At 68.7% G+C, this 21,608-nt stretch carries 17 protein-coding genes; 11 read left to right on the forward strand and 6 right to left on the reverse strand.

Translation table 11 applies throughout. From position 1 onward, the window contains the following. Window positions 1–41 precede the first annotated feature (41 nt). Complete coding sequence (locus tag AC07SQ_RS30285) at window positions 42–626, reverse strand: TetR/AcrR family transcriptional regulator (protein ID WP_495271661.1); 585 nt, start codon at window positions 624–626, stop codon at window positions 42–44. Between the two features lie 169 nt (window positions 627–795). Between AC07SQ_RS30285 and AC07SQ_RS30290 the strand changes: the two genes are divergently transcribed. Continuing rightward, window positions 796–1,161: an SPW repeat protein gene (locus AC07SQ_RS30290; protein ID WP_062474873.1), complete on the forward strand. Its 366-nt coding sequence runs from the start codon at window positions 796–798 to the stop codon at window positions 1,159–1,161. Between the two features lie 131 nt (window positions 1,162–1,292). Here AC07SQ_RS30290 and AC07SQ_RS30295 read toward each other — a convergent pair whose 3' ends face one another. The 4 genes from AC07SQ_RS30295 to AC07SQ_RS30310 all read right to left on the reverse strand — a co-directional run bounded on the left by AC07SQ_RS30295 (window position 1,293) and on the right by AC07SQ_RS30310 (window position 11,605). After that, window positions 1,293–2,792, reverse strand: a complete 1,500-nt coding sequence (locus tag AC07SQ_RS30295; protein WP_495271662.1) for an efflux transporter outer membrane subunit — start codon at window positions 2,790–2,792, stop codon at window positions 1,293–1,295. An 11-nt stretch (window positions 2,793–2,803) separates the two neighbouring features. Beyond that, window positions 2,804–6,064, reverse strand: a complete 3,261-nt coding sequence (locus AC07SQ_RS30300) for an efflux RND transporter permease subunit (protein WP_495271663.1) — start codon at window positions 6,062–6,064, stop codon at window positions 2,804–2,806. Window positions 6,065–6,797: 733 nt separating this feature from the next. After that, window positions 6,798–9,923 (reverse strand): efflux RND transporter permease subunit, encoded by a 3,126-nt coding sequence (locus tag AC07SQ_RS30305; RefSeq protein ID WP_495271664.1) that lies wholly within the window; start codon window positions 9,921–9,923, stop codon window positions 6,798–6,800. Beyond that, window positions 9,920–11,605: an efflux RND transporter periplasmic adaptor subunit gene (locus AC07SQ_RS30310; protein WP_495271665.1), complete on the reverse strand. Its 1,686-nt coding sequence runs from the start codon at window positions 11,603–11,605 to the stop codon at window positions 9,920–9,922. The genes AC07SQ_RS30305 and AC07SQ_RS30310 overlap by 4 nt, the downstream gene beginning before the upstream one ends. Window positions 11,606–11,892: 287 nt before the next feature. On the opposite strand from AC07SQ_RS30310, the gene AC07SQ_RS30315 reads away from it, so the two are divergent. The 5 genes from AC07SQ_RS30315 to AC07SQ_RS30335 all read left to right on the forward strand — a co-directional run bounded on the left by AC07SQ_RS30315 (window position 11,893) and on the right by AC07SQ_RS30335 (window position 15,692). Then, the gene (locus AC07SQ_RS30315) at window positions 11,893–12,414 is read left to right on the forward strand and encodes a DUF6622 family protein (protein WP_495271666.1); all 522 of its coding nucleotides are present in this window, start codon (window positions 11,893–11,895) and stop codon (window positions 12,412–12,414) included. Between the two features lie 41 nt (window positions 12,415–12,455). Then, window positions 12,456–13,421 (forward strand): sterol desaturase family protein, encoded by a 966-nt coding sequence (locus AC07SQ_RS30320; protein WP_495271667.1) that lies wholly within the window; start codon window positions 12,456–12,458, stop codon window positions 13,419–13,421. After that, window positions 13,418–13,732, forward strand: a complete 315-nt coding sequence (locus AC07SQ_RS30325; protein ID WP_495271668.1) for a 2TM domain-containing protein — start codon at window positions 13,418–13,420, stop codon at window positions 13,730–13,732. The genes AC07SQ_RS30320 and AC07SQ_RS30325 overlap by 4 nt, the downstream gene beginning before the upstream one ends. A 71-nt stretch (window positions 13,733–13,803) precedes the next feature. Beyond that, complete coding sequence (locus AC07SQ_RS30330) at window positions 13,804–14,826, forward strand: sensor histidine kinase (RefSeq protein WP_495271914.1); 1,023 nt, start codon at window positions 13,804–13,806, stop codon at window positions 14,824–14,826. A 26-nt stretch (window positions 14,827–14,852) separates the two neighbouring features. Beyond that, window positions 14,853–15,692, forward strand: coding sequence for a LytR/AlgR family response regulator transcription factor (locus tag AC07SQ_RS30335; protein WP_159270939.1), 840 nt, complete (start codon window positions 14,853–14,855; stop codon window positions 15,690–15,692). Window positions 15,693–15,773: 81 nt separating this feature from the next. Here AC07SQ_RS30335 and AC07SQ_RS30340 read toward each other — a convergent pair whose 3' ends face one another. Further along, a complete protein-coding gene (locus AC07SQ_RS30340) occupies window positions 15,774–16,133 on the reverse strand; it encodes a hypothetical protein (protein WP_070062581.1) in 360 nt (119 codons plus the stop codon). A gap of 137 nt (window positions 16,134–16,270) precedes the next feature. Between AC07SQ_RS30340 and AC07SQ_RS30345 the strand changes: the two genes are divergently transcribed. The 5 genes from AC07SQ_RS30345 to AC07SQ_RS30365 all read left to right on the forward strand — a co-directional run bounded on the left by AC07SQ_RS30345 (window position 16,271) and on the right by AC07SQ_RS30365 (window position 21,600). Continuing rightward, window positions 16,271–18,088: a glutamine--tRNA ligase/YqeY domain fusion protein gene (locus AC07SQ_RS30345; protein ID WP_495271669.1), complete on the forward strand. Its 1,818-nt coding sequence runs from the start codon at window positions 16,271–16,273 to the stop codon at window positions 18,086–18,088. A 96-nt stretch (window positions 18,089–18,184) separates the two neighbouring features. After that, on the forward strand, window positions 18,185–18,748 hold the full coding sequence (locus AC07SQ_RS30350) for a pseudouridine synthase (protein WP_495271670.1): 564 nt from the start codon (window positions 18,185–18,187) through the stop codon (window positions 18,746–18,748). Window positions 18,749–18,792: 44 nt separating this feature from the next. Continuing rightward, a complete protein-coding gene (locus AC07SQ_RS30355; RefSeq protein WP_495271671.1) occupies window positions 18,793–19,695 on the forward strand; it encodes a peptidoglycan DD-metalloendopeptidase family protein in 903 nt (300 codons plus the stop codon). 48 nt (window positions 19,696–19,743) lie between these two features. Further along, window positions 19,744–20,619: a hypothetical protein gene (locus tag AC07SQ_RS30360; RefSeq protein ID WP_495271672.1), complete on the forward strand. Its 876-nt coding sequence runs from the start codon at window positions 19,744–19,746 to the stop codon at window positions 20,617–20,619. A gap of 60 nt (window positions 20,620–20,679) precedes the next feature. After that, a complete protein-coding gene (locus AC07SQ_RS30365) occupies window positions 20,680–21,600 on the forward strand; it encodes a restriction endonuclease (RefSeq protein WP_495271673.1) in 921 nt (306 codons plus the stop codon). Window positions 21,601–21,608 lie beyond the last annotated feature (8 nt).

Here is a 21,608-nt window from a genome sequence, read left to right on the forward strand (position 1 = left end):
TTCTTCGGTGGGGGTCTTGTCGTTCAGAGGTGCGGTCGTCGTCAGGGCGGCACGGCGATGCCTTGCCAGAAGATCTCGAAGCCGGCTTCGGCGTAATCGAAGGCCGGTTCGGCGTCGCCGGCCTGCGCGATGTAGCCGACAGTGGTCTCGGCCATGGCCGTGAGCATCGCGCCCAGGAATTCGATCGGCCGCTCGACGACCTCGCCGCGCCGCATGCACTCCTGCGCCACCGCTTCCAGCCGCGCGAACGGCGCCATGCCGGCGGCGCGGCTCTCGTCGCTCAGTTCGTCGGAGACCTTGAGCTGCGCCAGCACGCGCAGCTTGCCGGGGTGCGCCACGCCCCAGCGCACGTAGCGGTCCCAGATGTGGCGGAACTGGGTGCGCGGGTCGGCGGCCTCGGGCCAGTCGGCCAGCATCACGCCGGCCAGCTCGGTCTTCAGCGCGCGGTACAGCGCGTCGGTCAGCAGCGCCTTGCTCGCGAAGTAGGTGAACAGCGTGCCCTCGGCCACGCCCGCGGTGCGCGAGATCGCCGAGGTCGGCGTGGCCCACACGCCGCGCCGGCCGAACTCGACCAGCGCGGCCTCGAGGATGGCGTTGTGCTTGTCGACACTGCGGGGGCGGGCCATGCGCGGACGGTCTCCATCGTTCGTTTAATTGAGTGCTCACTCAAGTATAGGAACGCGGCGCCGATCCGCAAGCCCCGCGCGGCCCGCGCCATGCCGCATGGCGGAACCACGACGCGGCGCGGCAGTCCAACCAGTGTCGTGGCGTCGTGCTGCGACAGGAGGTACGACCATGAAGCATGTGAAGCATTGGCAGGACCCCGTCAACGCCGTCGCCGGCGTGTGGCTGATCGTCTCGCCATGGGTACTGGGCTTTCAGGGCAATTCGCTCGCCATGTGGACCATGGTGGCGACCGGCATCGTGCTGGGCGCCGTGGCCTTGGGCGCGACCTTCGTGCCGCACCAGTGGGAAGAGTGGACCGAAGTGGCGCTGGCAGCCTGGCTGGCGGTGTCGCCCTGGTTGCTCGACTTCCGCATGGTCGAGCCGGCGCTGGTCAATGCAGTCCTCGTGGCTGCGGTGATCATGGTGCTCGCCCTCTGGGTCCTGGTGACAGACAAGGACTACCTGGGCGAGGCCCTCGACCGACCAGCGCACTGATGGGGAGAGAGCGATCCTGTGAGCGCCGAGCGGTGACCACCGCCGCGAAGCGACGACGCCCGGTCCGGTGTTCGCGCCGGTCGGGCCGACGGGCCAGGCAGGTTCCCATGCCCGCCCGCAACACCCGCCCCTTACGGTGTGCGGGAAGCGGCGCTGTTGTTTGAAGGGCTGTTGCCGGCCGGGCGGGTCGCCCCCATCCAGTCGGCCTGCCAACCGCCGCCCATGGCCTGGATCAGCGCGATTGCCGCGGCCTGGCGATTGACCTGAAGCTGCACGAGCGCGCGCCGCGCGCTCAGTGCGGCGGCCTGCGCCTGCACCACATCGGTGTAGCTCACCTGCCCCGCGCGATACCGGTTGAGCAGTTGCTGCTCGGTCTTGTCGGCCGCTGCCGTGGCCTCGCGGCGCAAGCCTTCCTGCTGCGCCAACGTGGCGCCGCTGGTCAGCTGGTCTTCCACGGTCTGGAACGCGGCCAGCACGGTCTGCCGGTAGCGCGCCACGCTGGCCTCGTGGCCGGCCTTGGCGGCATCGACGCTGGCGCTGATGGCGCCCGCATCGAACACCACCTGCGCCACCGACAGGCCCAGCCCCCACAGCGTGTTGGCCGCGCCGAAGAGGTCTCTCACGCGGCTGGCGTTGCTGCCGACCGAGGCCGTGAGCGAGATGTTCGGGTAGTAGGCCGAGCGCGCCACGCCGATCTGCGCATTGGCCGCGGCCACCGCGCGCTCCGCCGCCGCGATGTCGGGACGGCGCTGCAGAAGCGTCGAGGGCACGCCGGTCGGCACGCCGGGCACCGTGGGCGTCCAGCGCGCGGGCGGCAGGCTGAAGTCGGCCGGCGCCACGCCCACCAGCATCGCGATGGCGTGCTCCAGCGTGGCGCGTGTGCGCTGCAGGCCCACGCGGTCGGCCTTGGCGTTCACCAGTTGCGTCTGCGCCTGCAGCACGTCGGTCTGCGCGGCAATGCCGGCGGCGTAGCGGTTGCTCGTGATCTCGAACGCGCGCTGGTAGCCGAGGATGGTTTCGTCGAGCAGCACGATCTCGGCGTCGGCCTCGCGCAGCGAGAAGTAATTGGTCGCCAGGTCGCCGACGGCCGACAGCCGCGCCGAGGCCAGGTCGGCCTCGCTGGCCTGCGCGTTGGCCTGCGCGCTGTTCACGGCCTCGCGCAGGCGGCCCCACACGTCGGGCGTCCAGCTCGCGCCCAGCGTGGCGCCGAAGGTGTTCGACGGGCTGGCCGAGGCGTTGCCGCCCACCGTGCCCGAGCGCTTACCGCTGCCGTCGAAGGACACCGACGGGAACAGCCCCGCGCGCTGCTCGCGCACCAGCGCCTGGGCCTGCGTGTAGCTGGCGACGGCGGCGGCGATGTTCTGGTTCGACACCTGCACGCGCGCCGCGAGTTCGTCGAGCGTGGCGTCGCCGAAGAGCTTCCACCACTCGCCGCGGTCGAGCGCGTCGGCCGGCGCGGCGGGCAGCCAGCCGTCGGCGGCAGGCTGTTCCTTCCAGCCGGCCGATGCCGCCGACTCGGGCACCTTGTAGACCGGGCCCACGGCGCAGCCGGCGAGCACGGCGGCCAGCGCGAGCGTGCTCAGCGCGAAGAAGCGTCGTGAAGAACCGAAGGAAGAAATGGAGGCATTCATGGTCATGGATCTCAGGCGGCCGGGGCGCGGCTCAGCGCGTGTTCGTTCTTGCCGCGGCGGCGCAGCTTGTCCAGCAGCAGGTACACCACCGGCGTGGTGAGCAGCGTCAACAGCTGGCTCGCGATGAGCCCGCCGATGATCGCCACGCCCAGCGGCCGGCGCAACTCGGCGCCCTCGCCGAAGCCGATGGCCAGCGGCAGCGCGCCGAGCGCGGCGGCCAGCGTGGTCATCAGGATCGGGCGGAAGCGCAGCAGACAGGCCTCGCGCACCGCCTCGAGCGGGCTCAGGCCGCGCGAGCGCTCGGCCTCCAGCGCGAAGTCGATGATCAAAATGGCGTTCTTCTTCACGATGCCGATCAGCAGGAACACGCCGATCAGCGCGATGATGGAAAACTCCATGCGGAACATCAAGAGCGCCAGCACCGCGCCCACGCCGGCCGAGGGCAAGGTCGAGAGCACCGTCACCGGATGCACCAGGCTCTCGTACAGGATGCCCAGCACGATGTAGATCACCACCAGCGCCGCCACGATCAGCATCGCCTGCTGCCCCTGCGACTGCTGCGCGCTCAGCGCGGTGCCGGCAAAGGCGCCGCGCACGTTGGTCGGCATGGCGATGTTGGCCTCGGCCTTGGCAATGGCCTCTCGCGCGTCGCCGAGGTTGGCGCCCTCGGCCAGGTTGAACGAGATGGTGGTGGCCAGCTCGCCGTCCTCATGGCTCACCGACGTGGCCACCGACTGCTCCTCGAACTTCGCCACCGCCGACAGCGGCACCAGCGCGGTGGCCGTGTTGCTCAGCACGTTGCCGGTCGAGGCGTTGCGCGAGCCGGCGTTGGCCGACACCGGCACCGTCGCGGCGGCGGCGCTGGCGGAGGCCGTCGTGCCGCCCGTGGCCGTCGTGGCCGCCACCTGCGTGGTCACGGCCTGCCCCGCGACCACCGAGGTCTTGGTGGCCGGCACGTACACGTCGCGCAGCGCGTTCGGGCTGCGCGTGTAGCCCGGCGCCCATTCCATCACCACGTGGTACTGGTTGAGCTCGGTGTAGATGGTGGCCACCTGCCGCTGGCCGAAGGCGTTGTACAGCGCGTTGTCGATCGCAGTGGAGGTGAGCCCCAGCCGCCGTGCGCTGTCGCGGTCGACCTTGGCCACCGTCTCCACGCCGTTCTGGTCCTGGTCGGTGTCGATGTCGGTCAGCGTGGGCTGCTGCTTCATCTCGTCGGCCAGCTTCACGGCCCAGGTGCGCAGGTCGGACAGGCTGTCGCTCTTGAGCGTGTACTGGTAGGTGGAGTTGCTGGAGCGCCCGCCCGAGCGCACGTCCTGCACCGGGCCGAGGAACACGCGCAGCCCCGTCACCTGCGCCAGCTGCGGGCGCAGCCGCGCGATCACCGCCAGGCCGCTGTCCTTGCGCTGGCTGGCCGGCTTCAGGTTGACGAACATGAAGCCGCCGCCCGCGCGCCCGCCGCCGGTGAAGCCCACCACGGTGTCGACCGCTTCGTCCTTGCGGATGATGTCGACCACCTCGCGCAGCTTGGCGCCCATGGCCTGCGACGAAATGCTCTGGTCGGCGCGCAGGCCGCCGTTGAGCTGGCCGCTGTCCTGCTGCGGGAAGAAGCCCTTGGGCGCCGCGCTGAACAGGTAGACATTGAGCCCCACCACCGCCAGCAGCACGACCATGACGATCGCCTTGCTGTCCAGCGCCCAGTCGAGTGCGCTCTCGTAGCGCTTGAGCATCCAGTCGTAGCTGCGCGCCGCCGCGCGGCCGAAGCGGCCTTGCGGCTTGTTCTTGTCGTGCTCGCCGCCGGGCTTGAGCATCCACGCGCACATCATCGGCGTGGTGGTGAGCGAGATGACCAGCGAGATCAGCACCGCCGCCGACAGCGTGACCGCGAACTCGCGGAACAGCCGCCCCACCTGCCCGCCCATGAACAGCAGCGGAATGAACACCGCCACCAGCGACACGCTGATCGACAGCACCGTGAAGCCCACTTCCTGCGCGCCGAGCAGCGCCGCCTTCATGCGCGACATGCCGGCCTCGATGTGGCGGCTGGTGTTCTCCAGCACCACGATGGCGTCGTCCACCACGAAGCCCGTGGCCACGGTGAGCGCCATCAGGCTCAGGTTGTTGAGGCTGAAGCCCAGCAGGTGCATGACCCCGAACGTGCCCAGCAGCGCCACCACCGTGGCCACCGCCGGCACCACCGTCGCGCGCACGCTGCGCAGGAACAGGCTGACCACCAGCACCACCAGCAGCACCGCGATGACCAGCGTCATCTCCACCTCGCGCAGCGAGCTGCGGATGGAGTTGGTGCTGTCCGAGGCGACCTGCAGCGTCACGTCCGGCGGCAGTTGTGCCTGCAGCTCGGGCAGCAGCGCGCGCACGTTGTCGACGGTCTCGATGATGTTGGCCGAGGGCTGGCGCGTGATCAGCACGATGATCGCCGGCTCGCCGTTGAACAGGCCCAGCGTGCGCGTGTCTTCCACGCCGTCGATCACGTCGGCCACCTCGCGCAGCCGCACCGCCGCGCCGTTGCGCCAGGCCACGACCATCGAGGCGTAGTCGCTCGCGCGCAGCGCCGGGGTCTGGGTGTAGATCTGCAGCTTGCGGCCTTCGCCCTGCACCATGCCCTTGGGGCGGTTGGCGTTGGACGCCTGGATGGCGGCGCGCACGTCTTCGGTGCTGATGCCGTAGCGGTTGAGGGCGAAGGGGAGCAGTTCGATGCGTACCGCGGGGAGCGAGCCGCCGCCGATCTCTACGTCACCTACGCCGTCTACCTGCGACAGGCGCTGGCTGACGATGTTGGAGACGGCGTCGTAGATCTGGCCTGGGGTCTTTGTTTTGGACGTGAGGGCCAGGATGATGACTGGGGAGGCGGCTGGGTTGGCTTTGCGGTAGGTGGGGTTGCTTCTTAGCGTGGCGGGCAGGTCTACGCGGCTGGCATTGATGGCGGCCTGGACTTCTCTGGCGGCGCCGTCGATGTTGCGGCTGAGGTCGAATTGCAGCGTGACTCGGGAGGAGCCTACCGAGCTGGTGGACGTCATTTCGTTGACGCCTGCGATTGTTCCCAGGTGTCTTTCTAGTGGCGTCGCGACGCTGGTTGCCATCGTCTCTGGGCTGGCGCCTGGGATCGAGGCTCTTACCGAGATGACTGGATAGTCGACTTGGGGTAGCGGGGAGACTGGGAGGACGAAGAACGCGGCTATGCCTGCCAAGGCGATGCCTATGGTTAGCAGGACTGTGCCTATGGGGCGGCGGACGAAGGGGCGCGACAGGTTCATCGCAGTGCCTTCTTTTGAGTTCCGAGGCCGGGTCTCGCCCCGGCAGGCGACCTACTTTTCTTTGCTTCGCCAAAGAAACGTAGGCAAAAGAAAGGCGACCCTACTGTCTGCGTCCCTCCGCTTCGCTTCGGGCAACCTGCGGTGCTCGCGTTTCGCGGGGTCTCGCCCAAACTCGCTTCGCTCAAACAAGGGCGAGCCCTGATCCGCGAAACGCTGCGCTCCTCGGCGCATACAGAAGGGGTTGGGATACCAACGGGCCATCGCTTCGCTCGGCCAGTGGGCCGCAGCAGGCGCTTTGCGCCTGCTGCGGCTGGGATTGGTTGGTGCGCGGGCGCGGGCGCGGGCGCTGGTGTTGCCGTTGGGGTTTGCGTTGCCCTTGCTGTTGGCAAGGAACCGCGCGCAGGCGAAGCCGCGCGCACGGGCATTGAATTCGGCTGTTGGTATTGCATGGCCGAGCGAAGCGACGGCCCGAAGCTCCCCTCCCCTCTGGCTGCGCCGAGGAGCGGAGCGTTTCGCGGATCAGGGCTCGCAGCTGTTTGAGCGAAGCGAGTTCTGCGAGACCCCGCGAAACGTGAGCACCGCAGGTTGCCCCGTAGCGAAGCGAAGGGGTCGCAGACAGTGGGGTCGCCTTTTCTTTGCTTACTTTCTTTTGGCGAAGCAAAAGAAAGTGAGTCCGCCGCCGGGCGGAACTCCCGGCCCCGGGAAGCAAACAAGCAGCAGGAGCACAGACAGATCAAGCCGCCTCCTCCTCAAGCTCCGAAGAAGAAGCCCGAGCACTCCCCCCACCCAACCGATCAAACGCCAGATAAATAACAGGCGTAGTGAACAAAGTCAGCAGCTGACTAACGATCAACCCGCCAAAGATCGCCAACCCGAGAGGACGTCGCAATTCAGCCCCGTCCCCAAAACTGAACATCAGCGGCACAGCAGCAAACAGCGCAGCCAAAGTAGTCATCAAGATCGGACGAAACCGCAGCAAAGCAGCTTGATGAATGGCTTCACGAGCCGACTTCCCCTGCGTCCTCTCAGCATCGATAGCAAAGTCGATCATCATGATCGCGTTCTTCTTCACGATGCCGATCAGCAGGATGATCCCGATGATCCCGATCACCCCCAGGTCATTGCCCGTCAGCATCAAGGCCAGCAAGGCACCGACCCCGGCAGAAGGCAACGTAGACAAGATCGTCAACGGATGCACATAGCTCTCGTACAGCACCCCCAGCACGATGTACACACAAACCACCGCCGCCAAAATCAACCACAGCTGATTCGACAAAGACTTCTCATAAGCCCCAGAAGCCCCCAGAAAAGTCATCGTCACACTGCTAGGCAGCCCGATCTCTTTAGCAGCCGCGCGAATCGCGGCAACCGATCCACCGAGCGACACCCCCGGCGCCGTATCAAAATTCAACGTACTCGCCGGATACTGCGCCACGTGCGTGATCTGCAACGGCGCCTGCCGCTCGCTGATCTCCGCAAAGGCCGACAACGGCGTCGCCGTACCCGACCCCGCAATGAGGTTCAGCTGCCCCAGCGTCTGCGGCGTGTTCACCATGCCAGGCTGCGCTTCCAGGATCACGCGGTACTGATTCGTCTCGGTGAAGATGGTCGACACGATGCGCTGCCCGAAGGCGCTGTACAGCGCGTCGTCCACCGAACTCGCAGTGATCGACAGCCGCGACGCCGTGTCGCGGTTCACGTTCACATACGCCGCCAGGCCTTGCGCACCGGCATCGCTGCTCACGTTGCGCACCTTGTCCGATTCCTGCAGCTTCGCCACCAGCTTCTGCATCCACTCGGTGACCAGCGCACTGTTCACGCCTTCGAGCGACACGCGGTACTCGGTCGGCCCGGTCTCGGCGTCGATGGTCAGGTCCTGCGTGGGTTGCAGGTACAGCGTGAGGCCGGCCACCTGCCGCACGCGCTCGCGCAGGCGCTCCATCACCTCCTGCTGGTTGTCGTGGCTGCGGGTCAGGTTGATGAGCATGCTGCCGGTGTGCAGCATCGTGTTGTTGGCCGCATCCACGCCGACGAAGGAGCTGAGGTTCTCGACGTCATGGTCTTCAAGAATCGCGCGCGCGGCCTGCTGCTGCAGCTGCGCCATGCGCTCGAAAGACACGTCTTGCGCGGCCTGCACGCGGGCCTGCAGCTGGCCGGTGTCCTGCGTGGGGAACAGGCCCTTGGGAATGGTGAGGTACAGCACCACGGTCAGCACCAGGGTGAGCAGCGCCACCAGCAGCGTGAGCGGCTGGTGCGCGATCACCCAGTGCAGCGAGCGGTCGTAGCGCACCATCACGCCGTCGAAGAAACGCTGGGCGCGCGCGCCGAAGCCGGTGCCCGATGCGTCTTTCTTCGGCTCGTGCTTGAGCCAGCGCGCCGACATCATCGGCACCAGCGTGAGCGAGACCACGCCCGAGATCAGGATGGTGATCGCCAGCGTCACCGCGAACTCGCGGAACAGGCGGCCCACCACGTCGCCCATGAACAGCAGCGGGATCAGCACGGCGATGAGCGACACGGTCAGCGAGATGATCGTGAAGCCGATCTGCGCGGCGCCCTTGAACGCAGCCTGCAACGGCTTCTCGCCCTCCTCGATGTAGCGCGCGATGTTCTCGATCATGACGATCGCGTCGTCCACCACGAAGCCGGTGGCGATGGTCAGCGCCATCAGGCTCAGGTTGTTCAGGCTGTAGCCCAGCAGGTACATCAGGCCAAAGCTGCCGATCAGCGAGATCGGCACGGCGATGCTGGCGATGACGGTGGCGCGCAGGCTGCCCAGGAAGGCGAAGATCACCAGCACCACGAGCACCACGGCCAGCACCAGCTCCATCTCGACGTGCTGCACCGACGAGCGGATGCCGGCGGTGCGGTCGCTCAGCACCTCGACCTGCAGGCCCGCGGGCATGCCGGCCTGCAGCTCGGGCAGCTGCTTCTTGATGGCGTTGACGGTGGCGATCACGTTGGCGCCGGGCTGGCGCTGCACGTTCAGGATGATGGCCGGCGTGAGCTGCACCTGCCCGTCGACCTTGCGCCCGGCCCAGGCACCGAGCTGCGTGTTCTCGGCGCTGTTGACCACGCGCGCCACGTCGACCATGCGGATCGGCGCGCCGTTCTTGTAGCTGACGATGAGGTTTTTGTAGTCGTCGACCGTGAGCAGCTGGTCGTTCGAGTTGATGGTGTAGGCGCGCTTGGGGCCATCGAAGCTGCCCTTGGCGCCGTTGGAGTTGGCCGCGCTGATGGCGGTGCGCAGCGAATCCAGCCCGATGCCGTTGGCCGCCAGCGCCTGCGTGTTGGCCTGGATGCGCACGGCCGGGCGCTGCCCGCCGCTGAGCGACACGAGGCCCACGCCGGAGACCTGGCTGATCTTCTGCGCGAGCCGGGTATTCACGAGGTTCTGCACCTCGGTGAGCGGCAGCGTGTCGGAGGTGATGGCCAGCGTGAGCACCGGCGCGTCGGCCGGGTTGACCTTGGCGTACACCGGCGGCGCAGGCAGGTCGGCCGGCAGCAGCGAGCCGCCGGCGTTGATGGCGGCCTGCACTTCCTGCTCGGCGACGTCCAGCGTCTGGCCCAGCGAGAACTGCAGCGTGATGATCGACACGCCCGCCGCGCTGGTCGAGCTCATGCGGTCCAGGCCCGACATCTGGCCGAACTGGCGCTCCAGCGGCGCGGTGACGGTGTTGCTCATGACCTCGGGGCTGGCCCCGGGGTAGAGCGTCTGGACCTGGATGGTCGGGTAGTCGACCTGCGGCAGCGCCGCCAGCGGCAGAAAACGGAACGCCACCAGGCCGGCCAGCACGATGGCCAGCATCAGCAGCGAGGTGGCGACCGGCCGCAGGATGAACGGGCGCGAGGGGCTCATGGGCTGCGCCGTCCCTCACCGCCGCGTTCGCCACCGGCGCCGGCGCCGCCGCGCTCGGCCATGCGCTGCCAGCGCTCCAGCGCGGCCGGCTCGCCACGGTCGAGGGCTTCGAGGAAACGCTTGCGGCGTTCGAGTTGTTCGGGGTCGTCCTTGGCCGCATCGAGCATGCGCTGGCGCTGCTCGGCGGTGGGGAGCTTGGCGGGTGTGGCTGCAGGTGCAGGGGCTGCCGCAGGTGCGGGCGTTGTTGCCGCTGGCGCTGCAGCGGGCGCAGCAGGTGCCTGCGATGGCGAAGCCGGCGCCGCCGCTTCGGCCGGACGGGCACCGCCGCCTTGCGCGCCACCGGCACCACCCGCACCGCCGGCACCTTCTTGCCGACGTCCTCCACGCCGTCCACCTGGCGCCGCTGCGCCGGAGGCCGCACCGGCCGGCCGATCTACCGTGGTCTGCACGCGCGCACCGTCCTTCAGGCGGTCGCCGCCTTCGGTGACCACGGTTTCGCCGGGCTGCAGGCCCTTGGTGATGGAGGCGAAATCGACGCTCGATTCGCCGCGCGTCACCGGCCGCTGCGAGGCCGTGTTCTCGGCCGTCACCACGTACACGTAGTCGCCGTTCGGGCCATGGCGCAGCGCCGTGACCGGCACCACCACCGCGCTGCTCACGGTGCGCAGCAGCAGCCGCAGGTTGACGAACTGGTTCGGGAACAGCGCGCCGTCGGCGTTGGTGAAGCGCGCCTTGGCCTTCACGGTGCCGGTCTGCGTGTCGACCATGTTGTCGAGCGTGGAAAAGCTGCCGTCGGCCAGCCGGCGCGTGCGCGTGCGGTCGAAGGCGGTGGTGGCGAGCGTGGCGCCCTGGCCCAGCCGCTCCTGCACCTCGGGCACGCGGTCTTGCGGAATGGCGAACTCGACGTCGATGGGCGCGATCTGCGTGATGGTGGCCACGCCGCCGGTGCTGCCGGTCGAGATGTAGTTGCCCGCGTCCACCGGCCGCAGACCGATGCGTCCGCTCACCGGCGCCGTGATCCGGCTCCAGGCCAGGTTGAGCTTGGCGGTGTTCTCGTTGGCACGGTCGATGGCCACGGTGCCTTCGAGCTGCTTGACCAGCGCGGCCTGGGTGTCGACGTCCTGGCGGGCGATGGAGTCTTGCCCGAGCAGCGTCTGGTAGCGCTGCAGCGTGACGCGCGCCGCGGCCAGCTGGGCCTCGTCGCGCTGACGTGCGCCGGCGGCCTGCGCCAGCGCGTTCTCAAAGGGCTGCGGGTCGATGGTGGCGAGCACGTCGCCCTTCTTGACCATCTGGCCTTCCTTGAACAGCACGGCCGTGAGCACGCCCGACACCTGCGGCTGCACCGTCACGTTGGCCAGCGGCGTGACCGTGCCCAGCGCCTCGAGCTGCACCGGAATGTCGGCCTGCCGCGCGACGGCGGTGCCGACGGTGCTGGAGGCCGGGCCTCCGCCGCCTGCCCGACCGCCCGGGCCACCGCCGCCGGGGCGGCCTGCGCCTGCACCCGGTCCGCCCGCGCCCGGTGCCGGCGACTTGGATCGCTGCACCAGGTACCAGGCACCGCCCCCGAGCGCCACGAGCAGCAGCAGGGCCAGCAGGCTCCCGACCCAGCGGCGCCGGCGCGCCGGAGGATGGGTCGGCGACACGACGGGTGGCAGGGGTTCGGGGGGCGTTTGGGAATCCATGGGCGGTGCGTGCGAAGGGGTGCGAAAAGGCGGCCTGAAGGGAGGCGGCCTAGAGTACAGCGCGAAATATCACTCCCGCAGTTTTCCGTGCCGTAAAGCGACGGTAAAGCTTCCGTTTGCGCGGCGCCCCGCCATCACCGGGCCGCCGTTCGCGCCGGCGACCGGCACTTCACGCCGCCCACCCGCATTTCGTCGCATGGCCGTGGCGGCGGCCGGGCGGCATCGGCACAGTCCGCTCCATCGATTCCCTGCCCCCTTTGTCTTCTTCCAACCGAACGGAGCCTCTCATGCTGATGCAAATCCTTCTTCACACCCCGAAGTGGGTGTTCGCCGTGTTCGTCCTGCTGGCCTGGCTCGGTGGCCGGCAGCTGGTGGCCAACCGCATCGGCCTGAACCGCGTGCTGGTGATGCCGGTCGCCATGGCCGGCCTGTCGTTCTGGGGCGTGGTGTCGGTGTCCGGCGAGTCGGCCGGCGCCCTGCTCGGCTGGGCCGTGGCCGCGCTGCTGCTCATGGTGCTGGTACTGCGCCGCCCGCTGCCGGCGACCACGCGCTACGACGCGGCGGCGCGCCAGTTCGAGGTGGCCGGCACCGCCGTGCCGCTGATGCTCATGATGGGCATCTTCCTCACCAAGTACGTGGTGGGCGTGTCGCTGGCCCTGCACCCCGAACTGCGCCACCAGGCCGCCTTCGCCCTGGGCGTGCCGGCGCTGTACGGCGCCTTCAGCGGTGTCTTCGCGGCCCGCGCCGCGCGCCTGTGGCGGCTGGCCGCCGCGTCGGGCGCGATGGTCAGCGGCGCCCGCGCGGCCTAAGATTCCGACGCCCCGCCCGCCCTTCGCCGCCAGGAACCGCCATGACCGTGCTCGTGTTGATCCTCAAGATTTCCATCTCGGTGGTGCTGCTTGCCTCGCTGGCCGAAGCGCTGGTGCTGTCGTGGCGCAACGGCTGGCGCAGCTACGACTGGAAGGCGGCGGGCATCTCGGTGTTCGATTTTCTGGTGCGCGAATACCCGCTGCGCTGGCTGCTGCCGCTGGCCTTCTGGGTCGGCGCCATGGACTGGCTCTACGCCCACCGGCTCTTCACGCTGCCGATGGACCACTGGACCGGCTGGCTCGCCTGCTTCGTCGGCCAGGAGTTCTGCTACTACTGGTACCACCGCGCCGCGCACCGCGTGCGCTGGTTCTGGTGCACCCACGCCGTGCACCATTCGCCGAACCAGCTGAACCTGTCGGCCGCCTACCGCTTCGGCTGGACCGGCCGGCTCACCGGCACGCTGGCCTTCTTCCTGCTGGCGCCGCTCTTGGGCATGCCGCCGCGGATCATCTTGCTGATGCTCACGCTGAACCTGCTCTACCAGTTCTGGATCCACGCGACCTGGATTCCGAAGCTCGGCCCGCTCGAATGGGTGCTCAACACGCCCTCGGCCCATCGCGTGCACCACGCCTCGAACCTGGAGTACCTGGACGGCAACTACGGCGGCGTGCTGATCGTGTTCGACCGCCTGTTCGGCACCTACATCCCCGAGCGCGCCGACCTGCCCTGCCGCTACGGGCTGGTGAAGCCGATCACCTCGTACAACCTGTTCGAGATCGAGTTCAGCCAGTGGCGCGACCTGTGGCGTGACCTGCGCTCGGCGCGCTCGCTGCGCGCCTTCGTCGGCCACCTCGTGAAGCCGCCGGGCTGGAGGCCGGACGGGCCGGGCGAGACCACCGAGGAGCTGCGCCAGCGCGCGGCACTGCCACCTTCACCGTCAATGCCGGCATCGGCCGCCAGCGACTTCGTTCCCCTTTCACCTGTCTCTCTCAAGGAGCTGTCATGACCCCCATGTCCTCTTCCTCTTCTTCCTCCTCCTCTTCCTCGTCCGCCGACATCGAGCGGCGCGCCCGCCGCCGCGCCGGCGCCAAGATGGGCTGGTTCATCCATGCCTTCGTCTACGTGGTCGTCAACGTCGGGCTGGTGGGACTCGCCGCCTCGCGCGGCCACAACTGGGCCGTGTACCCGCTCATGGGCTGGGGGCTGGGCCTGCTGATCCATGGCGCCGTGGTCTGGCTCATCGCGCCCGGCGGCGGCCTGTACGACCGGCTGCTGGAGCGCGAGCGCCGCGCGCTGGGCGGCGAGGACCGCCGGTGAGCCTGGGCCTGTCGCTGTCGCCTCTTGCCGCCGGGCTCAGTGCCCGGTTCAGCGCCACCAACCTCCAGTCCATGCTGCGGCATGGGCTGATCACCGCGGTCTTCAACTGCATGATCGCGAGCGCGCTGACCATCGCCGGCGGCGGCAGCTGGGCCGCCCACATGGTCTACTCATTGGCGATCGGCACCGCGAGCTGGCTGTTCATCGATGGCGGCCGGCTCCTCATCACCGGACACCGCGAGGCCCTCTGGCCGAAATGGCCGTGGGGCCCGCTGCTGGTCGTGGCGGGCGTGACCTTCGGCTTCCTCACCGGCAACCTCATCGGCGACGCCTGGAGCGGCGCGCCCGCCTTCGACTTTCTCGACCTGCGGGGCCACAAGCTGGCCACGGGCGTCACCGTCACCATCATCGCGGGGGCCGGCATCTGCTTCCTCTTCTACAGCCTCGGCAAGAGCAAGTACATGCAGAGCCAGATCGAACTGGCCCAGCGCAACGCCACCGAAGCCCGCCTCAAGCTGCTCGAAACCCAGCTCGAGCCGCACATGCTGTTCAACACGCTGGCCAACCTGCGCGTGCTGATCACCGTCGATCCGCCGCGCGCCGTGGCCATGCTCGACCGCCTGAACAGTTACTTGCGCATGACGCTCAGCGGCTCGCGCGCGCTGTCGCATCCGCTGTCGGCCGAGTTCGACCGGCTGGGCGACTACCTCGAGCTGATGTCGGTGCGCATGGGTGAGCGCCTGCGCTACACGCTCGACCTGCCCGACGACCTGCGCGACACGCCCGTGCCGCCGCTGCTGCTGCAGCCCCTGGTCGAGAACAGCATCCGCCACGGCCTCGAGCCCCAGGTCGAAGGCGGCGAGATCGCCGTGCGCGCGCGCCGCGAGGCGGGCGAGCTGGTGATCGAGGTGAGCGACACCGGTGTCGGGCTCGATGCGACCCGGCCGCAGGCCTCGGAAGGCAGCGGCTTCGGGCTCGAACAGGTGCGCGAGCGGCTGGCCACCGTGTACGGCGAGCAAGGCCGTCTGAGCCTGGCCCCCGCGCCCACGGGCGGCGGAACGCGCGTCACCCTGAACCTTCCCCTGCCCGCCTGAACAGGCCCCACGACAACAACAAGACGATGCCCCTCACCGCCCTCATCGCCGAAGACGAACCCCTGCTGGCCCAGGCCCTGCAGGCCGAACTGGCCGCCGCCTGGCCCGAGCTGCGCGTGGTCGCCACCGCCCGCGACGGCCGCAGCGCCGTGCGCGAGGCGTTAAGGCTGCTGCCGCAGGTGCTGTTCTTCGACATCCGCATGCCCGGCCTGGACGGCCTGGGCGCCGCCGCCGAACTGGCCGACAGCTGGCCCACCGACGAGGCGCCGATGCCGCAGCTGGTGTTCGTGACCGCCTACGACGAATACGCCGCGCGCGCCTTCGAGGCCGAAGCCATCGACTACGTGCTCAAGCCCGTGCAGCCCGAGCGCCTGCGCAAGACGGTGGCTCGGCTGCGGCAAGCATTGGCGGCGGCCGCGCCGTCGATGACGCCGCCTATCCCGCCTGACGAGGCGCTGGAGCGCACCCTCGCCCAATGGCGCCAGGTGCTGGGCGCCGCCGGCGGCGCGCCGTCGGCATCGTCGTCGCCGTCAGCGCCGCTGCGCATGATCGCCGCCAGCGATGCGGGCGGCGCCACCGTGCGCATGGTGCCGATCGACGAGGTGCTGTATTTCGAGGCCGCCGACAAGTACCTGCGCGTGCTCACCGCCACGCAGGAATACCTGATCCGCACGCCCCTCAAGCAACTGCTGCCCCAGCTCGATGCCGACACCTTCTGGCAGGTGCACCGGGCGGTGGTGGTGCGCAGCGCGGCCATCGAGGCGGTGCACCGCGACGAGGCCGGCAAGCTGCACCTCGCGCTGCGCGGGCGGGCCGAGAAGATCCCGGTCAGCCGGCTCTACGCCCACCTGTTTCGCGCCATGTGAAATCCAGGCGCCGGGCACGCAGCAAAAAGCCGGCCTTTTCGGGGCCGGCTTTTTTCATTCAGTCACGAATGGCGTTGTAAATCAGCGCCAGTGGCCGTGTCCGTGGCCATGACCGCGGTGATAACCACGACCGTAGTAGCGCGGGCCGTAATAGGCCGGCGGCGGTGCGTAGTAGACCGGTGCCGGGCGGTAGTACACCGGCGGCGGCGGACGGTAGTAGACCGGGGGCGGCGGTGCGTAATACACCGGGGCCGGCGGCGCATAGACCGGGGCCGGGTAGTAGGCGGGACCGCCCACGCCGACCGCCACGCCGGGCACGCCGACGCCGATCGACCAGCTCACGTCGCCGCGGGCGCTGGCCGAGGTGGCGGCAAACAGCGCACCGAAGGCCACCGCACCGGCGGCGGCCCATTTGAAGAGGGTAGAACGTGTGACGCTCATGATGTGGGACTCCTTGTTGGGGGGCGTTGTGCGCCCCATGTCCGTATTGAACGCTGCAATTGCAAAGCGGGTGGACGCTGCATTGTGAAGAGCGTTGCCAAAAGTAACCCCGACAGGCCCCCCTCTAGAATGACGCGATGACCTCCCCGACCGACAAAAGCGGCACCAAAACGACCGCTGCACCGAGCAATTTCCTGCGCCATGTGATCGAGAACGACCTCGCACAGGGTGCCTACGCAGGCCGCACCTGGGGCGGTTCCCCGGGCGACGCCGCCCACCACGCCCAGGGCATGCCCGACCCCGCCAAGGTGCGCATGCGCTTCCCGCCCGAGCCCAACGGCTACCTGCACATCGGCCACGCCAAGAGCATCTGGCTGAATTTCGAGCTGGCCAAGGAATACGGCGGCGTGTGCCACCTGCGCTTCGACGACACCAACCCCGAGAAGGAAGAGCAGGAGTACGTCGATTCCATCCGCGACGCCGTGAAGTGGCTCGGCTACGAAACCTACCTGGCCGACCGCCCCAGCGCGCCCGGCACGATTCAGGAGCACGAGTACTTCGCCAGCAACTACTTCGACTTCATGTACGAAGCCGCCGAGTACCTGATCGGCGCCGGCCTGGCGTATGTCGACGAGCAGACGCCCGAAGAAATGCGCGCCAACCGCGGCGACTTCAACACGCCCGGCACCGACAGCCGCTTTCGCGCCCGCACACCCGACGAAAACCTGGCGCGCTTTCGCGAGATGCGCGATGGCAAGCTCGCCGATGGCGCCGCCATCCTGCGCGCCAAGATCGACATGGCGAGCCCCAACATCAACATGCGCGACCCCGCGCTGTACCGCATCCGCCGGGCCACCCACCACAACACGGGCGACAAGTGGTGCATCTACCCGATGTACACCTACGCGCACCCGATCGAAGACGCGCTGGAGCAGATCACCCACTCCATCTGCACGCTCGAATTCGAAGACCAGCGCCCCTTCTACGACTGGCTGCTCGACCGCCTGGCCGAAGGCGGCCTCGTCGCCAGCCCGCACCCGCGCCAGTACGAGTTCGCCCGCCTGAACGTCACCCACGTGATGACCAGCAAGCGCAAGCTGCGCCAACTGGTCGAAGAGAAGCACGTCGACGGCTGGGACGACCCCCGCATGCCCACCATCGCCGGCCTGCGCCGCCGCGGCTACACGCCCGCCGCGCTGCAGCTGTTCTGCGAACGCAGCGGCACCACCAAGTCCGGCGGCTGGATCGAGTACGCCAGCCTCGAGGCCGCGCTGCGCGACACCCTCGACCCCATCGCGCCGCGCGCCATGGCCGTGCTCGACCCGGTGAAGCTCGTCATCACCAACTGGGGGGAGCTGATGGGCAGCAACGACGCGCTCGACGACTGCTCCGCCCCCGTGCACCCGCACCACCCCGAGATGGGCAAGCGCGAATTCAAGCTCGGCCGCGAGGTCTGGATCGAGCGCACCGACTACGAAGACGTGCAGCCCAAGGGCTTCTTCCGCCTGTTCCCCGGCAACAAGGTGCGCCTCAAGTACGGCCACGTCATCGAATGCACCGGCGCCACGCGCGACGCCGACGGCAAGCTCCTCGAAGTGCAGGCCACGCTGGTGCCCGACACCAAGAGCGGCACGCCCGGCGCGGACGCGATCAAGGTCAAGGGCAACATCACCTGGGTGGCTGCTGCGGATGCCGTGCAGGCCGAGGTGCGGTTGTACGAGCGCCTGTTCGCCGAAGCCAACCCGGGCAGCGGCGAGCTGCTGGACGAACTGAACAAGCACAGCCTCGAGGTGTGCACGGCTTTCGTCGAGCCGTCGCTGGCGAAGGCCGAACCCGGCGTGGGCATCCAGTTCGAACGGCACGGCTACTTCGTGCGCGACACGAAGGGCAGCGCCGCCGGCGGACAGGTGGTGTTCAACCGCGCGGCGGGGATGCGGGACAGCTGGGCCAAGTAGGCCCGGTCTATCTCTCTCCCGCAAAGCCGGGGCCGTCATGGCTCCGGCTTTTTTCTTGCGCCGAGCGTCGACAGACCCCGGCTATCCTGTCGGTTCATGAACGCTACGAGCCCTTCTTCTCGCCTCATCCGTTTCAACAAACCCTACGGCGTCCTCAGCCAGTTCACGCCCGAGGGTCGTTGGCGCGGCCTGAAGGACTTCATCGACCTGCCCGGTGTCTACGTCGCCGGCCGCCTCGATGCCGACAGCGAGGGCCTGCTGCTGCTCACCGACGACGGCAAGCTCCAGGCGCGCATCGCCGATCCGCGCTTCAAGATGGAGAAGACCTACTGGGTGCAGGTCGAGGGCGTGCCGACCGACGAGGCGCTGGCGGCGCTGCGCAACGGCGTGCAGCTCAACGACGGCCCCACGCGCCCCGCACGGGCGCGCCGGCTCGACCCGCCGCCCGAGGTGTGGCACCGCGAGCCCCCCATCCGCGAGCGCAAGCTCATTCCCACCGCGTGGCTGGAGCTGGCGATCAGCGAAGGCCGCAACCGCCAGGTGCGGCGCATGACGGCGGCCGTCGGGCTGCCGACGCTGCGCCTCATCCGCGCCGCCATCGGGCCCTACACGCTCGACGGGCTCGCGCCCGGAACCTGGCGGGAACAGAGCGGCGGCTGAGCCGCCGCACCACCAACTCTTCATTTCGAATCCTGTCCATGCACATGAACCTTCCTCTCTCCGATCTCCCTTCTGCCGCGTTGAACCGCCGCAGCGCCGTGCTCGGCGCCCTCGGCTTGCTGGCGCTGCCTGCCAGTGCCGCGGCCCCGGCCAAGAAGAACAACAGCAAGCCGCAGGCGTCCGATGTCTGGCCACGCGCCTTGCTGGTGCCCGGCGGCGTCGCCCGCCTGTCGCTCGGCCCCGCCGCCACGCGCCCCAAGGCTTTCGCCGGTGACGTGCCGCTGCTGGTGCTGGGCGATCCGATCGAATGGACCGCGCTGGTCGGCATTCCGCTCGCCACCCCACCCGGCGAAGCCAGCATCAGCGTGCGCGCCGAGGGCAACAAGCCCGAGCGCCATATCGCCTACACCATCGCCCCGAAGCAGTACCGCGAACAACGCCTGACGGTGGCGCCGCGCACGGTCGACCTGTCGCCCGAGGACGAGGCGCGCTACACCAAGGAACGCGACCACCTGGCCGGCGTGATGGCCACCCTCACCGACCTGCGCCCCGACGCCGCGCTGCAGATGCGCGTGCCCGTGCCGGGCCGCCGCTCCAGCTCGTTCGGCCTGCGCCGGGTGTTCAACGGCCAGTCGCGCAATCCGCACAGCGGCATGGACATCGCAGCCGGCACCGGCACGCCCGTGCGCGCGCCGCTGGCCGGCAAGGTGATCGACACCGGCGACTACTTCTTCAACGGCGGCACCGTCTGGGTCGACCACGGCGGCGGCCTGCTGACGATGTACTGCCACCTGAGCCGCTGGGACGTGAAAGTGGGCGACGTGCTCAAGGTCGGCGACCCGTTGGCCGCCGTGGGCGCGACGGGACGGGTGACCGGGCCGCACCTGCATTGGGGGGTGATGCTGAACCGGACGATGGTGGACCCGGCGTTGTTCGTTGCCAGTTGAGTTGCGCGCGTGGGAACGAGCCCTCACGAGCCTCGGGGATCGCGGCGCATGACCGTCCGGACGAAATCCTTCCTCATCTGGCTTTCCGTCGTCCCTGTGCTCTCGGCCCTGTGCGTCGTTGGCCTGAACCTGTTGCCGTTGTGGTTCGTGTACCTCTTGCCCTATGCGATCGGGGTGGCCTTGCTGATGATCCTCGTGGCGATCGTGGCCGCAGGCGGTGCGACCAAGACTCTCGGCGCGAGCTTTGGGGGCCTCGCTGCCGGCGTCGTGCTGGTGTTCGTCGCCTACGACATCGTCAAAACCGCTGACCGAGCGGATTGGAACGCTTCGTACAACGAGTTCCGGCAGTTCAGCCAAGTCGTGGCACGCGGCGATCGAAAGGCCACAGCAGCGGCCCTCGACGATCTCCGGCGCTTCACGCCGGCCGAAGCGCTCTGCATCCTTGGTTCCGAGAGCGGAACCGGCGGCTCAGGCTATCTCATGCCCGAGGGCCCGGATACGCAGCGCACCCGCCAGGGAAATCGCTACTTCATCTCGACGCCGCGACTCTTCGAGGTGGCCGAGATCCTCGTTTCGACACAGCCGTCCCAACGCGAAACGCAAGTGGCCCTGTCCCAGATGCTGCAGGCCTTGTACTGGCGCGACGACCCGGCGGCATTTCCGCGCTGGGAACAGCTCTGGCTGCGCACAAAAGCCGCCACGGGCGGCACGGCCGGCTGGCACTTCGACGGCGCCCGTCTGAGGTGGCCATCCGAGCAGTGCGGGGGAGACGACGACACGCACCTGGCCGACCTGGTCAAGGAGATCAACAAGCCACCCGAAACACCGGCAGAGTCCCGTGCCCACGAGTCCAGCAGTTCGCAAGCGCGGCAAGCCGCAGACAACGCGCTTCGCGACGCGCAGAACACCGCAGTCGCACGGTGAAGACCCGGGCGCCCGCCCCGGCTTATAAAGAGATCTTTCGAGGAGCGAGGCAAGCGACCGATGGCAAAACAGACACGAGCCGAGCGCCGACGCGAGCGGGCGCGACAGGAACTGGCCGGCAAGGCCTGGATGGCGATCTTCGTCGGCATCCTGCTGCTGGTGGTCGCTCCCGCCTTCCTGAAAGGGCCGATCGTGGGCACGCTCGGGCCTGCGCTCCGGCCTGCCGGTTGGGTCGCGCTGGCGATCGGGGCCGTGCTGCTGGGCCTGCACTACGTCGTCCGCCGTCAGGCTGCCCCCGTGGAGATCGAGTCCGCAGCAGCTCGCGCTCCCGCACGCCCCGCGCCCACCTCGACAGCCGAGCGTCGCGAGCCCGTGCTGTCGCCCGCGCCATCGACGACACCCCATGCGGGCCAGGAATCGCAGTGGAGCCCCGCCGTGCTCCACGCCATCGAATGGCGTCGCTTCGAGGCCTTGTGCGAAGCGCTCTACGCACAAGCCGGGTTCACCACGCGCAGCCAATCGCATGGCGCGGACGGCGGCGTCGATATCTGGCTCCAGTCCAGGCACAGTGACGTGCCGCGCATCGTCCAGTGCAAGCATTGGCAGAGCAAAGCCGTGGGCGTCAAGGAAATGCGCGAGTTCCTTGGCGTGATGGCTTCGCACCAATTGAAGAGCGGCACCTACGTGACGAGCTCGACCTTCTCGGCGGAAGCGGCGGCGTTTGCGAAGGCGAACGGCATCCACGCCCAGGACGGCGCGGCCTTGCTCCGGCTCATCGGCCAGCGCACGCCCGAACAACAGGCGGCACTGCTGGCCGTGGCCTACGAAGGCGAATACTGGCGGCCCACCTGCGCGAGTTGCGGCACCAAGATGGTCGAAAGAAGCTCGTCCAAGAACGACGGCAGCTTCTGGGGCTGCGCCAACTATCCGAAGTGCAAAGGCCGGACGATCCCGAAGTCGAGGGCATCTGCAACGGTCTGACCGGAAAG

This window comes from Variovorax sp. GW821-FHT06D12 (assembly GCF_059419205.1).

What these genes read in the sequence shown, in the direction of transcription:
- AC07SQ_RS30315 (WP_495271666.1), top strand. Translation starts at nt 11,893, where the DNA reads ATGCTGATGCAAATCCTTCTTCACACCCCGAAGTGGGTGTTCGCCGTG.
- AC07SQ_RS30290 (WP_062474873.1), top strand. Translation starts at nt 796, where the DNA reads ATGAAGCATGTGAAGCATTGGCAGGACCCCGTCAACGCCGTCGCCGGC.
- AC07SQ_RS30295 (WP_495271662.1), bottom strand. Translation starts at nt 2,792, where the DNA reads ATGAATGCCTCCATTTCTTCCTTCGGTTCTTCACGACGCTTCTTCGCG.
- AC07SQ_RS30345 (WP_495271669.1), top strand. Translation starts at nt 16,271, where the DNA reads ATGACCTCCCCGACCGACAAAAGCGGCACCAAAACGACCGCTGCACCG.
- AC07SQ_RS30365 (WP_495271673.1), top strand. Translation starts at nt 20,680, where the DNA reads ATGGCAAAACAGACACGAGCCGAGCGCCGACGCGAGCGGGCGCGACAG.
- AC07SQ_RS30305 (WP_495271664.1), bottom strand. Translation starts at nt 9,923, where the DNA reads ATGAGCCCCTCGCGCCCGTTCATCCTGCGGCCGGTCGCCACCTCGCTG.
- AC07SQ_RS30350 (WP_495271670.1), top strand. Translation starts at nt 18,185, where the DNA reads ATGAACGCTACGAGCCCTTCTTCTCGCCTCATCCGTTTCAACAAACCC.
- AC07SQ_RS30300 (WP_495271663.1), bottom strand. Translation starts at nt 6,064, where the DNA reads ATGAACCTGTCGCGCCCCTTCGTCCGCCGCCCCATAGGCACAGTCCTG.
- AC07SQ_RS30355 (WP_495271671.1), top strand. Translation starts at nt 18,793, where the DNA reads ATGAACCTTCCTCTCTCCGATCTCCCTTCTGCCGCGTTGAACCGCCGC.
- AC07SQ_RS30325 (WP_495271668.1), top strand. Translation starts at nt 13,418, where the DNA reads ATGACCCCCATGTCCTCTTCCTCTTCTTCCTCCTCCTCTTCCTCGTCC.
- AC07SQ_RS30310 (WP_495271665.1), bottom strand. Translation starts at nt 11,605, where the DNA reads ATGGATTCCCAAACGCCCCCCGAACCCCTGCCACCCGTCGTGTCGCCG.
- AC07SQ_RS30335 (WP_159270939.1), top strand. Translation starts at nt 14,853, where the DNA reads ATGCCCCTCACCGCCCTCATCGCCGAAGACGAACCCCTGCTGGCCCAG.
- AC07SQ_RS30285 (WP_495271661.1), bottom strand. Translation starts at nt 626, where the DNA reads ATGGCCCGCCCCCGCAGTGTCGACAAGCACAACGCCATCCTCGAGGCC.
- AC07SQ_RS30330 (WP_495271914.1), top strand. Translation starts at nt 13,804, where the DNA reads ATGCTGCGGCATGGGCTGATCACCGCGGTCTTCAACTGCATGATCGCG.
- AC07SQ_RS30360 (WP_495271672.1), top strand. Translation starts at nt 19,744, where the DNA reads ATGACCGTCCGGACGAAATCCTTCCTCATCTGGCTTTCCGTCGTCCCT.
- AC07SQ_RS30320 (WP_495271667.1), top strand. Translation starts at nt 12,456, where the DNA reads ATGACCGTGCTCGTGTTGATCCTCAAGATTTCCATCTCGGTGGTGCTG.
- AC07SQ_RS30340 (WP_070062581.1), bottom strand. Translation starts at nt 16,133, where the DNA reads ATGAGCGTCACACGTTCTACCCTCTTCAAATGGGCCGCCGCCGGTGCG.